The organism is Brevibacterium sp. Z349TD_9, from assembly GCF_056173565.1.
In genome coordinates, this window is sequence record NZ_CM149680.1 from 3661657 (window position 1) to 3675157 (window position 13501).

Below are 13501 nucleotides of genomic sequence, written 5' to 3' on the forward strand. Positions count from 1 at the left end.
CGGCGGCGCGCTCACCCCTCGAACAGCGCCTGGCCGACGTACTCGCCTTCCCGGACGCCGCGCGGGATCGCCCACACCGTCGACGCGATGGGCACGGTCCAGATGTTGAGCAGGTCCACCTCGGCGAGGCGGCGCTGGATCGGCAGGAACTGCCGCTCGATGTCGGCCTGGAAGGACGCGAACATCAGGCCGGTCTCCCCGCCGGCACCGGTCTCGTAGTTGTACGGGCGGCGGTGGATCTGCACCTCGGGACCGAGCCCGTCGCGTGAGCGAGCGATGTGCGAGGCCGAGGAGATCTTCGTCAGACCCCGCTTGTCGACGGCCTTGAAATCCGGATCGGTGAACTCGGTCCCGCCCGAGAGCGGAGCCCCCGAGCCGACCGTGCGCCCGATCGCGAACTCCCGTCCCGGGCGGTCGGCCTCGTCCCAGGTCTCGAGGTTCATCGCGATGTCCCGCAGCACCAGGGTCGTGCCGCCCTGCAGCCAGTCGGGCAGATGCGCGCCGAGATCGCTCGGCGGCTCACCGCGGGAGGAGAACACCGGGTTCTCCCGACCGCTCGCCTTCCCCCACACGAGGCGGGTGAAGTCCTCGGTGCCGGGGGTCGGACTCGCCGTGCCGTCGAGCTGGCCGAAGAGGTTGCGCTGCGTCTTCCCCTCGCCCTTGGTCCCGTACGACCGACGGAATCCCGTGCGCTGCCACGCCACCTCGGCGAACGAACGCGAGTCCTTCCAGATCATGCGGCGGGCGTGCGCGACCGTGATCGGGTCGTCACCGCAGATCTGCACGAGCAGATCGCCCTTCGACCGCTGCGGGTCGAGACGGTCGATCGAGAACTTCTCGAGCGGAGCCAGCCACTCGGGAACGGCCCCGGCACCCTTCGTCGCGACGACTCCCCGACCGAAGCCGAAGGTCACCGTCAGGCCCGCAGGGTCGTTCGCGAGTTCGGGTTCCGAATCCGCCAACGGCGCCGTTCCCTGGGTGAGCGCCGCGGCGTCCGCGGTGAGCAGACGCAGCCAGCGGACCACCTCGGCGGCGGTCGACCCCGGTTTGAGCTGGAAGGAGAGGAACTCCCCGTGGGCCTGCGGCATCGTCTCGACCCCGGCCTGGTGCTCACCGAAGTAGGGCACGGTGACGATCCCGTTGGCACCCTGGGTGTCGCGCTGCGGCTGAGCGTCCTCCTTCGCATCGGCCTGACGGCCGATCGCGAAGCCGGCGAGGGATCCGACGGCCCCGGCGCCGCCGGCGACGGCCGCCGACGCGATGAGGCGTCGGCGGCTGAAGCCGGAGCGGGCGGTGGGCGCCTGGGCGTCGGCGTCCCCACCCGACCGCGGCTCGGAGGCCGGGTCGGAGCTGGGAGTCACCTCTGGTTCATGGTCCGGCGAGCGGGGGTCACTTGTCACCGGACATGTCCATACCGCTCATGTCGCCCATGCCGTCCTTCTCGGACTTCTCGCCGTCCTTGCCGGCCTCGGCCTCGCCGGGGGCATAGGTCTCCTGCGCGCCCGAGTAGTCCTTGGCGATCGCCTTGACGGGGATGGTCTCGTCATCGGCGGTGACGAGCTGGACGTCGATCTCCTCGCCGGCCTTGATCGGCTGCTTGAGATCCATGACCATGATGTGGTTGCCGCCGGGCTCGAGGACGAAGGAGCCGCCTGCGGGGATGACGAATCCGCCCTTCTTCTCGCGCATGGTCATCGTGCCGGTGCCGTCGTCGACGGTCTCGTGGAGCTGGACCATGCCGGCGCCGTCGTACTTCGCGGCGACGAGGTTGATGTCCTTGTCGGTGGTGTTCTCCAGGGTTCCGAAGACACCGGTCATGCCCTCCTCAGCGGTCTTGACCCAGGCATCGCCGAGGGTCAGGGACGCCGAGGCGGCCTGCGAGGTGCTCGCGGCCTCCGGCTCGCTCGTGTCGTTCTGTCCGCACGCGCTGAGACCGAGGACGAGGGCGGCGGAGATGGCCGCGGCGGGGAGGACGGAGGTGATGATGTTCTTACGCATGAGTCTGCACTTTCTGAGTCTGTCTTTCGGTGGCACTCGACGCGGTCTGCTGCGGTCGTCCGATGCGCTCGTGCGCACACCGGAGGGTCATGGCCGACGACGGCGGGGCCGGGAACGGCGCGGCCGACGCGGGCACATCCGTCCGTGGTCAGGTGCCGTCCGCCTCGGCGAGGCAGAGGACGGCTGCACGGGTGGATGACCGCAGGGACCAGGCGGCGAATGCCGATGGTGCCGGGCAGCACGACGTCGACGGCATGGGGCCGCGACGGACTGCCGGTGGGTGAGGTGTCAGACGAGTGCGGGAGGTCCGCGGCGATAGTTCGGGCCGATGACCGCGGTCGCGATCGTGGCGGGAAGCGCGCAGACCTCGAGGACGACGCGGGTGTCCGCGGCCGCGAGCGTGCGGCGGGCGAGCACGAGGGCGCGCATCGCGAGTAGGACGGGGCCGACCGCGAGCTGGAGGATGCTGAAGACGAGGTCCTCGCCGCGCTTGAGGATGAAGGCGGTGATGACGATGGCGACGAGGTGGGCGATGACCATGGGCACGCCCGCGCCGTTGGAGTGATCCATCGTCTGGCTCATCGCAGCGGCCTGGCTGAGGTCGAGCGACCCAGCCGGCTGGCTCATCATCGCGTGCTCGCTCGCCGACATCCCGGCCATCTGCGGCGAGCCCGCGGACTGGCCAGCGGCGTGGCTCATCGACCCGAACCACCCCATCGAGACGTGCATGAGGATCTGTCCGAGGCCGATGATCGCCATGAGCGAGAGGTGGCCGAGACGGCGTCCGGCGAGGATCATCGCTGCCCAGAGGACGAAGACGAAGACGAAGCCGGTGCCGAGGACGGAGAAGTCTCCGCCCGCGCCGACGTGCATGAGCTGGGCGAGGAGCGTGGTGATGAGTGCGGCGAAGAGAGCACGAACGGACTTGTGCCAGCCGGTCATGCCACCTCCTCACTTCAGGACTCGCTCAGGCTTTCCGGACCTTCTACTCAGTGTAGAACCGGGGCGTGCGGCGTGCCAGTCGGCGGCAGCGCACCGTCGGCCCCGAAGAAGTGTACCGACCGGAGGTGAACGCCGGGAACCGCGCAGCGGACAATGCGCGGGCAGGTGGCGGGGTGGTCGCGACCGGGTGGCGGGCAGGACGGCAGCCTCCACTCGTGTGCACCCCCTCCACAGGCTGTCTTCTGCTTGTGGTCGAAGAACCGAGGGAAATCGGCCGAAATGCCCGATTATCCACGGTTCTTCGACCACAACTGAGGCGGGCATCGACGCAGGTGAACCGGCATTGCTGAGGTCTGCTGCGGTGGTCGGCCTGTGTCGGCGGCCGACTCGTCTGCGCAGATGCTCGACTCGGGCGCACCGGCGCTGTGGACGACGGTTCCTGTCCACAGGTGCGTCTCCGGACCTTTCCGTCCTCGCCTCGGACGGTCACCATCGGCGGCATGCAGGGACACTTCGAGAGACGCAGGACACAGAGGCTCTACCGCAGTCGCGACGCAGCGGACAACGGCGTGACGGAATGGGGCCTGCGGAACACCGAGATCGCGCCGCGGATCATCCACGGGATCCGAGTCGCCCCGGGCGAGTTCGATGTCCGCCGGGTTCCTCAATGGGCTGATACAGAATGGGAGACCACCAGCGAATCACTCAGGGCCCTCCAGCTCATCCACCCGGAGATCGCTGCCAGCCACGCATCCGCTGCCCGCCTCTTCGGTCTGCCGCTGCCCCGCCGACTCGGAGACCAGTTGCTTCACGTCGCCACCGCGGACAGGGACCAGCGGATCCGCCGCCCCGGCGTCGTCCTCCACCGGACGAACGACTTCGCCGCAGCGACCCTCCTCGGACACCGGATCATCACTCCACCGGTCCTGTTCCTTCAGCTGGCGACGATCCTCACGCGGGATGAGCTCGTCCAAGCCGGAGACGCGATGATCGGCTCATGGCACGGCCCGCCGCTGTGCACGGCAGACGACATCGCCGCGCACTTCGCGTCCCGCAGCGTGGTCCGCGCGGGGAGGACCGCCTCTGCCGCGCTCGAGCTCATCCGGCCGGGCGTGGACTCTCCGCAGGAGACCGACCTGCGCCTGTGGGCGATCTCGGTCGGGCTGCCCGAGCCGGAGATACACCCTGCTGTGTGGTGCCGCGAGCTGGGGAGGGATATCCATCCCGACCTCGGGTACGAACGGGCGCGCCTCGGCCTCGAGTACGAGGGAGACCACCATCGCACCGATAAGCACCAGTGGGACGACGACATCCAACGGGTCAACGCTCTGGCCGCGGAGGGTTGGTTGATCATCAGGGTGAATTCGCGGACGAATCGTGCCCGCCTCGAGCGCAGCATCCGCGAACATCTCGCCGCAAGGGGCGTGCTCTGAGCTGAGGGCGCAGCTGCGGTCGAAGAACCGTGGAGAATCGCGCATTTCGGCCGATTTCCCTCGGTTCTTCGACCACTTTCGGAAGAAGCGACCAGGGAATCCCAGCCGTCGCGCGATCACATGCGCAGCCAGGTGTCCTCGGTGCGCTTGACCATCGCGCCCGCCGCCTCGGCGTCCGCCGCCCAGGTCACGGGGTTGCCGTCGGCGTCGACGACGGAGTCGGAGAGGACGATGACGTCGAAGTTGCAGACCAGGGCCGCCATCGCCGAGGCCCACACCGCGCCGGGCGAGTCGTCGACGCCGGCGATGACGATGCGGTCGACGGCCATGTCGTGGAGGCCGGCGGCGAGGTCGTCGACGCCTTCGAAGATGTCGGGGTTGTCCGAGCGGAGCACGAGGTCCTCCTCGTCGGGCCCGAAGACGCTGATCTCCGCATCCTCGCGGTCGGTGAGCTCGTCCTTCGTCGAGGCGAAGATGAGCACCCCGCCGACCGCGCGCGTGCGCCCGACGATGCCGCCGAGGGTCTCGATCGCCTGGTCCGAGGTGAAGCCGGTGTCGTCCGTGTCGATGAGGAGCAGAGCATCCATGCGCACCATCCTCCCACGAGATGCCCACGCGGGAGCATCGGGGCCGCCTCGCTCAGTCCCCGAGCCACACCCTCTGCAGTCGCATGTCGGCGTCGAGGAGGACGCAGTCGGCAGGCTGGCCGACCCGGAGCAGGCTGTGGACCTCGGGATCGACGAGGCCGAGCGCCCGCAGCGGCACGAGGCTCGCGGCCTGGACGGCGGCGATGGGACTCATCTCCACCTCGGCGACGGCCCGGCGCAGTGCATCGTCCATGGTCAGCGTCGACCCGGCGATCGACCCGACCGACCCGTCGGCGTGCCGAACCCGCGCGACCGAGTCCCTCACCCGCACCGGCAGCGACCCGAGGAGGTAGTCGCCGTCGCCCATGCCGGTCGCCGCCATCGCATCGGTGATGAGCGCGACCCGGCCGGGGGCGAAGCTCGGTGATCATCCGCGCCGCCGGTGCCTGGACATGGGTGCCGTCGTTGATGAGTTCGAGCGTGACGTGCGGGGCGTCGAGGGCGGCGAGGATCGGGCCCGGCGCCCGGTGGTGGATGCCGGGCATCCCGTTGAAGACGTGCGTGAGGATGCTCGCCCCGGCGTCGAAGGCGCGTGCCGTCTCGTCGTATCCGGCGGCCGTGTGTCCGACGGCGACCTTCACCCCCGCCGAGGCGAACCGACCGATCGCGTCGAGCGCGCCGGGCAGTTCGGGGGCGAGGGTGACCTGGAGGAGCTCACCGTCGGCGGCCTCGAGGATCCGGTCGACCGCCTCGGCGGTGGGAGGGGTGAGCACCTCGGGTGCGTGGGCGCCCTTGAAATCCGGGGAGAGGAACGGACCCTCTGCGTGGAGGCCGAGGATGTCGGGCCGGCCGCGTGCGGCCCGGGCTCCGGCGGCGAGCGCCGCAGCCAGCGGGTCGATCCTGTCGGAGACGAAGGAGAGGGTGAGCGCCCGGGTGCCGTGGGCGCGGTGGACGGCGAGGATCTCGCCGAGGTGGTCCGGCCCGTCCTCGACGTTGTGTCCCCCCGCGCCGTGGACGTGCATGTCGACGAACGCGGGTGCGAGGTGGGCGCCGGCGGCGTCGACGACGTCCGTGTCCGGGCCTGCGAGACTCTGCCAGTGTGCTCCCCGCCCGCGGGCGAGGACGGTGCCGCCGGCGACCGCGAGCCACGTGTCGGCGAAGTCCGTCGAATACGTCGCCGGGTCGCTGTCGAGGATGACGGCGTCGTGGACGATCGCCTCGGCCGGGGTCGGCATGGTCTCGGGGACCGCGCTCATCGCCGCTCTCCGTCCGGCCGGGTGGGGGCGAGATCGACGGCGTAGCCGGCAGCCGTGAGCTCCCGCAGCTCATCCTCGCCGAGGCTGTCGTCGGTGATGATCTCCTCGAACACCTCGGTCCCGCCCACCGAGGCGAAGGACCGGCGGCCGCACTTCGAGGAGTCCGCGACGACGATGGCCCGCTCCGCGCGCTGCGCCATGAGCCGGTTGACGTACGCTTCGTCCTCGTTCGCCGTCGTCCCCCCGGCGGTCGCCGAGAACGCGTGGACGCCGATGAACGCGAGGTCGATCCAGATGCCGCGGAGCACCGCGTCGACGAATGAGCCGACGAGTTCGAAGCTCGAGGCGTTGATGACCCCACCGCAGACGATGACCTTGATCCCCGGATGGACGGCGAGCTTGTGGGCGATGTCGACGGCGTTGGTGACGATCGTGAGGTCGTGGAGGAGGTCGTCGCGCTGGCTGAGGGCGTCGGCGACCATGAACGTCGTCGTCCCGCCGGAGAGTCCGATGACCGATCCGGGAGTGATCCGGGAGACCGCGGCCCGGGCGATCGCGGCCTTCGCCTCGGTCGCAGCGGCCTCCTTGTAGCGCAGGGAGAGGTCGTAGTCGACGTTCCGCCTGCTCGCACCGCCGTGGGTGCGCTCAAGGAGGCGCCGCTGCTCGAGGAGGTCGAGGTCGCGGCGCACGGTGGCCAGTGACACCCCGAGCTCCTCGCTCAGCGCTTCGACTCCGACGGTGCTGTCCCGGTCGAGGCGCGCGAGGATGCGGTCGAGGCGGTCTTCACGCGGGCTCATAGTGCCACTCTCGGGCCTCGTGCACGGGTTTGGCAAACCTCGGTGCTCACGCCTCGGACTCCTGCGTGCGAGCGGCGGTGCGTGCGCCGTCTGCGGGCGAGGCAGACTCCCGCGCGGCGGGCGCGTCAGTCTCCCCGGCGGCAGGCGCGTCAGACTCCCGCGCGGCGGGCGCGTCGGTCTCCTCGGCGAAGAGGGCGAGGAGACGGGCCACCTCGGCGGCGAACGCTTCCCGGGCCGGGGCGAGGTACTTCCGCGAATCGACGAGGTCGGGGTGCTCAACGAGGGTCTCGCGCACCGCGGCGGTGAAGACGGCGTTGAGGTGGGTGGAGACGTTGATCTTGCGCATCCCGGCGGCGATGCCGCGGCGGATCTCGGCGTCGGCGACGCCCGAGGAGCCGTGAAGGACGAGCGGGACGGGCACGACGCCGGCGAGGCGGACGATGAGGTCGAGGTCGAGACGGCTCGTGCGCTCGCGCATCGCGTGCGAGCTGCCGACGGCGACGGCGAGTGCATCGACGCCGGTGAGAGCCGCGAACTCGACGGCTTCGGCGGGGTCGGTGCGGACGCCGGGAGCGTGCGCCCCGTCCTTGCCGCCGATCTCCCCGAGCTCGGCTTCGACAGCGATGCCGCGGTCGTGGGCGCTGCGGACCACCTCGGCGGTCGTCTGGCAGTTGACGTCGTAGGCGAGGTGGGCGCCGTCGTACATCACGGAGTCGAAGCCGAGCTCGATCGCCTCCGTGACGAGTCCGACGTCCGTCGCATGATCGAGGTGGACGGCGACGGGCACGGTCGCGGACGCGGCGATCGCCTGCGTGGCCCGCGCGATCGGGGCGAGTCCACCGTGGTAGCGCACGCAGTTCTCGGAGATCTGCATGATCACGGGACGCCCGGCCGCCTCGGCGCCGGTCGCGATCGCCTCCGCGGACTCGAGGTGGATGACGTTGAATGCCCCCACCGCGGTGCCCGCCTCGGCCGCCTCGGCGAGCAGGGCGTTCATCGATGCCGTCGTCATGGTCTGTCTCCGCTTCGCTTCGTCGTGGCGTCCTCGGTGAGGACGCGGGCGCGCAGGTCGCGCCAGTTCTCGGGGATCTGCCCGGCTTGGGGCATGAGCACGGCTGCCGCTGAGACCGCGACCGCGCGGGTGAGGATGTCCCTGACCTCACCCTCGCCGAGGCGGCCGGCCGTTCCGGTGCGCGAGCGCGGGGCGGACCCGGCGGCCGGGTCTGCCGGGATCGCCTCGGGCGCCTGCCCGGTCGGACCCTCGACCGGCTCGGTCGGCGGACGCTCACTGCGGGCCCACGCGAGGGCGGCGACTGCGGCGTCGCCGGCACCGGTCGGATTGCCGTGGAGGGTCTCATCGAGGCGGGCGCGCAGCCGCGGACCCTGGTCGTCGATGAGGACGATGCCCGCTTCGCCGAGCGAGAGGAGGACGTGTCCTGCCCCGGCGTCGACGAGGCGTCCGGCATCCGCGAGGAGGTCCCCGGGCGCACATGCACCGTCGGGCCTGCCGTCGCGGGCGAACAGCGCCGCGATCTCGTCGTCGTTCGGTTTGACCCAGTCGGCCCCGGCCCGCACGGCGGCGAGCAGTGCGGGACCCGAGGTGTCGACGACGACCTCGACGCCGGCGGCATGGGCTGAGGCGATGAGCCCGGGCACGAGATCGTCCGGGCAGTCCGGCGGCGTCGACCCGGAGATGACGAGGACGCGGAGTGCAGGATCGGCGAGGCGCGCGCGGACGCCAGCCCGCACCGCCTCCCACACCTCACCGGTGTGCGGGTGCCCCGACTCGTTGACCAGGGTCGCCCGACCCGAATCCTCGACGACGGCGATGCTGCGCCGCAGGGGCGCCGAGGTGGGGGTGAGGTCCCAGGTGAGAACGCTCGAGTGACCCGCCTCGCCGGTCGCCTCCTCCGGCCAGTGCTCGCCCGCGACCGGACCGAGGGCGACGACGGGGACGCCGAGGGCGGCGAGCACCCGGGCGACGTTGACGCCCTTGCCTCCGAGCACCTCGGCGGCGGGAGCGACCCGGTGGGACCGCCCCAGCGTGAGTTCGCCGACGTCGACGGTGAGGTCGAGGGCGGGGCTGAGGGTGAGGGCGGCGACGACGGGCGCGTCGGTGTCCGCACGGGCGGTGCCGACCGTCATCGGTGCCTCGTGAGCAGTCCGGCGCCGATGAGCCCGGCGACGGGACCGAGGCTCGCGCGGCGGATGCGCGGGGCCCGGTCGAAGTCGAGTCGGGAGCGCAGGGCGGAGTCGACCCCGTCGAGGAGTTCGTCGGCGCTGCTCAGCCCTCCCCCGAAGACGATCGCCTCGGGGGCGACGACGGCGACGAGCTGGGCGCACATCGCTCCGAGGGCGTCGACCGCCTCGGCGAACACGGCGGCGGCGATCCGGTCGCCCTCATGCATGGCGGCGAGCACATCGAGCGAGCCGGACACGGCGGTTCCGCTGCGGGTCGAGTACCGGCGGGCGATCGCGGCGGCCGAGGCGATGTGCTCGATGGGCCCGCGGAACGGACCCTCGGCCGTATCCACGCTCACCTCGGAGAAGCCGACCTCTCCCGCATAGCCGCCGGCGGAGATGAGGCGGCCCTCGACCATGACCGCGGCGGCGATGCCGGTCCCGATCGTCACCATCGCGGCGTTCTCGGGCATCCCCTCGGCGAGCGCGAACTCGGCCCGCCCGGCCGAGCGGACGTCGTGGGAGACCGCGACCGGCACGCCGAGGCGGTCGGTGAGGACCTGAGAGAACGCGACGTTGCGCCATCCGAGGTTCGCCGAGAACACCCCGGTCCCCGTCGCCTCGTCGACGATGCCGGGCAGGACCACCGCCGCCTCGGCGACCCGATGCTCCGGCTGCGTGCGTGCGAACTCGGCGTGGAGGTCGGCGACGAGGTCGACGATCTCGCGGGCGGCGGAATCCGTGCACTCCGGGGTCGGGGCGGTCATCGCCTCGACGAGGCGGCCGTCGGCATCGAAGAGCGCCGCCTTCATCCCCGTCCCGCCGACGTCGACGGCGAGCGCGATCGGACCGGGTCCGAGGCTGCGGCCGTCGGCGACGCGGAGGATCTCGGCCCGCGTGGTCATGAGTCGAGGATGACCGAGCGGGTGAGCGAGCGCGGGTGGTCGGGGTCGACGCCGAGGCGCCTGGCCTTGGTCAGGGCGAGCGCGTGGAGGCGGACGAGCTCGGCCAGCGGGTCGCGGTCGGAGGAGACGAAGCGGGCGCCCGTCGCCTCGACCTGGTCCTTGAGACCGTCCGGTGCCTCGCCGTACTGCCAGGTCACGCGGCCCGGTGCGGCGATCGCGATGGGTCCGTGGCGGTACTCCATCGACGAGTACGACTCGGTCCAGGTCTGCGCGGACTCGCGCAGCTTGAGCGCGGCCTCATTGGCCAGGCCCCAGGTCCAGCCCATGCCGAGGAAGCTGTACTGCTCGGCATCGATGAGCGCGTCGTCGAGGATCGCGGGATCGAACTCCGTGAAGTCCTCCGAGATCCCCTCGAGCACGGCCCGCGCATCGGAGACCGCGGTGCCGAGCGCCTCGGCGCCGCCCGCCCACGAGCGCAGGAGGGCGATCGTCGACGTGCAGAACCGGGTCTGGACGACGGAGCGCTCATCGGCGAAGTCGAGGGCGATGACGTCGTTCGAGCGCTCACCGATCGGGGAGTCTGCGCCGCCGACGATCGCGGTGACGGGAACCGATCCGCGGAGGCGCTCGAGCGCATCGACGACCTCGGTCGTCGTCCCCGAGCGGGAGATCGCGACGACGCGGTCGTAGCTGCGATCGAACGGGTACTCGCTCGCGGTGAAGGCGTCGGTCTCACCCTGCCCCGCGGTCTCGCGGAGGTTCGCGTAGATCTGCGAGGCGAACCACGACGATCCGCATCCGATGACAGCGACCCGCTCACCGTCCGCCGGCACCGCGGCCTCGGGGACGGAGAGGGAGAGCGTGCGCTCCCACGTCTCCGGCTGACTGCGGAGCTCCTCCGCCATGAATTCTCCGGCAATCGACATTGCGCACTCCATTGATCGTTTTCTGATTCAATCAATCACTATCATGACACATTACGCGACATCGGGGTAGTTTTCGTGTACCGTCAGAGAAGGAAAACTCGCAAAGGAGCAGTCACGTGGCATTTCTCACCGACCTGCGGCAGGCACCGCGGCTCGTCACCATCGTCGCATTCGCCGCCGTCGCCCTCGGCATCACGTACGGGTACGACATTTCGAACATCGCCGGCGCCCTCCTCTTCATCGAAGGCGACCTCGGGCTGAATACGGCCGAGCTCGGCGGTCTCGCCACCGCGGTCGTCATCGGGCAGATCGTCGGCGCGATCATCGGCGGTCCGCTGTCGAACGCGATCGGGCGCAAGAAGTCGATGTTCCTCATCGCCGGCGGCTACATCGTCTTCTCGATCATCTCCGGCATCGCCCCCGGCTACCTCTCGCTGCTCATCGCCCGGCTCTTCCTCGGCGTGGCCATCGGCATCGCCCTGGCCGTCGTCCCCGTCTTCATCGCCGAGTCCTCCCCGACGAAGGTCCGCGGCGGCCTCCTCGTCGCCTACCAGGTGACGACGGTCATCGGCATCATCGCCGGCTACCTCGTGTGCTGGGGCCTCGCGCTCATCGAGTCGTGGCGGCTCATGCTCGGCCTCGCGGCCGTGCCCGCCGCAATCGTCCTCATCCTCCTCTTCCGCGTCCGTGAGACGCCGCACTGGCTCATGCTCAAGGGACGCGACGCCGAGGCGGCCGCCGCCCTCCGCGAATTCGACCCCGATCGCGATGTCGACCGGGACCTCGGCCTCATCCGCGACGAGCTCAACCAGGAGAGCGGTCGGCTCGTCGACATGTTCCGCGGCCACCTGCTCAGGGCGACGCTCTTCGTCATCGGGCTCGGCTTCTTCATCCAGATCACCGGCATCAACGCGACGATCTACTACGCCCCCTCGATCTTCGAGTCGATGGGTTTCAGCGGCTACGGTGCGCTCCTCGGCCTGCCGGCCGTCGTCCAGACCTTCGCGCTCATCGCCGTCATCGTCTCGATGTTCATCGTCGACCGCCTCGGGCGGCGTCCCGTCCTCCTCACGGGCATCGGGATCATGATCGTCTCGACCCTCGTCCTCGTCCTCGTCTTCAGCCTCGGCGGCGAGGCCGGCAGCACGACCGGGGGCACGGTCTTCGGCGTCATCGGCATCATCGCCTTCACAATGGGCTACACCTTCGGCTTCGGTTCCCTCGTCTGGGTCTACGCAGGTGAGACGTTCCCGGCGAAGTACCGGGCGCTCGGCGCCTCGCTCATGCTCACCGCTGACCTCGTGGCCAATGCGATCGTCGCCCAGTTCTTCCCCGGCCTCCTCGAGCTCATCGGCGGCGCGGGCGTCTTCCTCGTCTTCGGCGGTCTCGCGGTGCTCGCGTTCCTCTTCGTCCTCCGCTTCGCTCCCGAGACCAAGGGCCGCGACCTCTCGGAGATCTCTGCCTACTGGGCCAACGGCGCGAAGTGGCCGACGGAGATGCGGACCGCGACGAAGTAGGGCTCAGCCACCCAGGCTGCCGTCACGGACTCAGCTCGGTGCCGAGCCACCTGGTTGCGGTCGCAGTCGCTGCTCACCCGGGTTGCGGTCGCAGTCGCTGCTCACCCGGGTTGCGGTCGCAGATTGAGGCGAAACGGCCGAATTCGGCCCAAATGCCTCGGTTCATCGACTACAACCGGGGTGGGTGAAGTGGCCAGCGCGCGTGGGTATGGTGGCCAGAGCCGGCGTGCGGACCGCAGCGAGGCTCCCGCCCGCGAGGCGACTCACTGGCGGGTCACTTGAAAGTCGGGGAGGGCACCGGAACTCCGTCGATCTGGATCGTCGGCATCATCTGCTTGAAGTCCTCGGCCGCGGCCTCGTTGCTCTGGAGGGCGCGCATCTCGACGGCGACGTCGACGAGGCGGCCGTTGGTCTGGTAGCCGATCCGCGCCCCGTACATGGCGGTGGGCTGCTGGTTGATCGCGAAGATCTCGCTCTCTCCGAGCACGCCCTGGAACGTCCAGTAGTAACCGGAGGCGATGCTGCCGGTGCGCTCGGCGGTCACCGTCGAGCCCTGCTCGGAGAACGAGTACTGCTTCTTCGCGTCGATGACGGCCTTGGGCGAATCGTCGAAGGCCTCGTTGCACGAGACGATGATCGTGTCGCTGTCGGTGAGCGAGGTGCCCCGGCTGAAGACGACGAAGGCCGGAGTGCTGCTGCCTTCGTACCAGTCGGAACCGAGGGCGAAGCTGACATCGACGGGACAGTCCGCGCCGAGGTTGAGCCGCTTGGTCTCCATCCCCTCGGGAATCGTCGGCCCCGTCGGCACTGTCGTCGGATCCTCGCCGGCCTCCCGTTCGACGGCGACGCGGATCGGACCCGATTCGCGCTCTGCCGTGCGGATCTGGAGAACCGAGCAGCCGCTGAGCAGCAGGGTCGCGGCCGTGCTGCCGGCGACGACCGCCCGTGGCCACGACACC

The 13501-nt window shown here is 70.4% G+C and carries 13 protein-coding genes and 1 pseudogene; 2 read left to right on the forward strand and 12 right to left on the reverse strand.

Annotation, left to right across the window (positions count from 1 at the left end; translation table 11 throughout):
• Nucleotides 1–11 precede the first annotated feature (11 nt).
• The 3 genes from AC0VYB_RS16855 to AC0VYB_RS16865 all read right to left on the reverse strand — a co-directional run bounded on the left by AC0VYB_RS16855 (nt 12) and on the right by AC0VYB_RS16865 (nt 2940).
• Complete coding sequence (locus tag AC0VYB_RS16855; RefSeq protein WP_156491140.1) at nt 12–1361, reverse strand: Dyp-type peroxidase; 1350 nt, start codon at nt 1359–1361, stop codon at nt 12–14.
• A gap of 28 nt (nt 1362–1389) precedes the next feature.
• The gene (locus tag AC0VYB_RS16860; protein ID WP_063249562.1) at nt 1390–1998 is read right to left on the reverse strand and encodes a copper chaperone PCu(A)C; all 609 of its coding nucleotides are present in this window, start codon (nt 1996–1998) and stop codon (nt 1390–1392) included.
• Between the two features lie 288 nt (nt 1999–2286).
• On the reverse strand, nt 2287–2940 hold the full coding sequence (locus AC0VYB_RS16865; protein WP_063249558.1) for a hypothetical protein: 654 nt from the start codon (nt 2938–2940) through the stop codon (nt 2287–2289).
• Nucleotides 2941–3440: 500 nt separating this feature from the next.
• On the opposite strand from AC0VYB_RS16865, the gene AC0VYB_RS16870 reads away from it, so the two are divergent.
• Nucleotides 3441–4373 carry a hypothetical protein gene (locus AC0VYB_RS16870; RefSeq protein WP_131248270.1) on the forward strand — a complete coding sequence of 311 codons (933 nt, stop codon included), beginning with the start codon at nt 3441–3443 and terminating at the stop codon, nt 4371–4373.
• A 116-nt stretch (nt 4374–4489) separates the two neighbouring features.
• On the opposite strand, the gene AC0VYB_RS16875 is transcribed toward AC0VYB_RS16870, so the two are convergent.
• From AC0VYB_RS16875 to AC0VYB_RS16910, 8 genes and pseudogenes are all read right to left on the reverse strand, one after another.
• Nucleotides 4490–4960 (reverse strand): cysteine hydrolase family protein, encoded by a 471-nt coding sequence (locus AC0VYB_RS16875; protein WP_063249556.1) that lies wholly within the window; start codon nt 4958–4960, stop codon nt 4490–4492.
• A 52-nt stretch (nt 4961–5012) separates the two neighbouring features.
• On the reverse strand, nt 5013–5342 hold the full coding sequence (locus AC0VYB_RS16880; RefSeq protein ID WP_475384865.1) for a hypothetical protein: 330 nt from the start codon (nt 5340–5342) through the stop codon (nt 5013–5015).
• Nucleotides 5343–5457: 115 nt separating this feature from the next.
• Nucleotides 5458–6216 (reverse strand): annotated as a pseudogene (locus tag AC0VYB_RS16885) (amidohydrolase family protein); the annotation flags it as partial.
• Complete coding sequence (locus tag AC0VYB_RS16890) at nt 6213–7013, reverse strand: DeoR/GlpR family DNA-binding transcription regulator (protein ID WP_063249554.1); 801 nt, start codon at nt 7011–7013, stop codon at nt 6213–6215. The pseudogene AC0VYB_RS16885 and the gene AC0VYB_RS16890, both read right to left, overlap by 4 nt.
• A 46-nt stretch (nt 7014–7059) precedes the next feature.
• Nucleotides 7060–8025 (reverse strand): class II fructose-bisphosphate aldolase, encoded by a 966-nt coding sequence (locus AC0VYB_RS16895; RefSeq protein ID WP_063249552.1) that lies wholly within the window; start codon nt 8023–8025, stop codon nt 7060–7062.
• Nucleotides 8022–9158 (reverse strand): 1-phosphofructokinase family hexose kinase, encoded by a 1137-nt coding sequence (locus tag AC0VYB_RS16900; RefSeq protein ID WP_063249551.1) that lies wholly within the window; start codon nt 9156–9158, stop codon nt 8022–8024. The genes AC0VYB_RS16895 and AC0VYB_RS16900 overlap by 4 nt, the downstream gene beginning before the upstream one ends.
• Nucleotides 9155–10099, reverse strand: coding sequence for an ROK family protein (locus AC0VYB_RS16905; RefSeq protein ID WP_475384866.1), 945 nt, complete (start codon nt 10097–10099; stop codon nt 9155–9157). The genes AC0VYB_RS16900 and AC0VYB_RS16905 overlap by 4 nt, the downstream gene beginning before the upstream one ends.
• The gene (locus tag AC0VYB_RS16910; protein WP_063249549.1) at nt 10096–11025 is read right to left on the reverse strand and encodes an SIS domain-containing protein; all 930 of its coding nucleotides are present in this window, start codon (nt 11023–11025) and stop codon (nt 10096–10098) included. Before AC0VYB_RS16910 ends, AC0VYB_RS16905 begins: the two co-directional genes overlap by 4 nt.
• Nucleotides 11026–11075: 50 nt before the next feature.
• Here AC0VYB_RS16910 and AC0VYB_RS16915 point away from each other — a divergent pair, with 50 nt between their 5' ends.
• On the forward strand, nt 11076–12542 hold the full coding sequence (locus AC0VYB_RS16915; protein ID WP_259863665.1) for a sugar porter family MFS transporter: 1467 nt from the start codon (nt 11076–11078) through the stop codon (nt 12540–12542).
• A 274-nt stretch (nt 12543–12816) separates the two neighbouring features.
• On the opposite strand, the gene AC0VYB_RS16920 is transcribed toward AC0VYB_RS16915, so the two are convergent.
• Nucleotides 12817–13500 carry a hypothetical protein gene (locus AC0VYB_RS16920; RefSeq protein WP_009376542.1) on the reverse strand — a complete coding sequence of 228 codons (684 nt, stop codon included), beginning with the start codon at nt 13498–13500 and terminating at the stop codon, nt 12817–12819.
• Nucleotide 13501 lies beyond the last annotated feature (1 nt).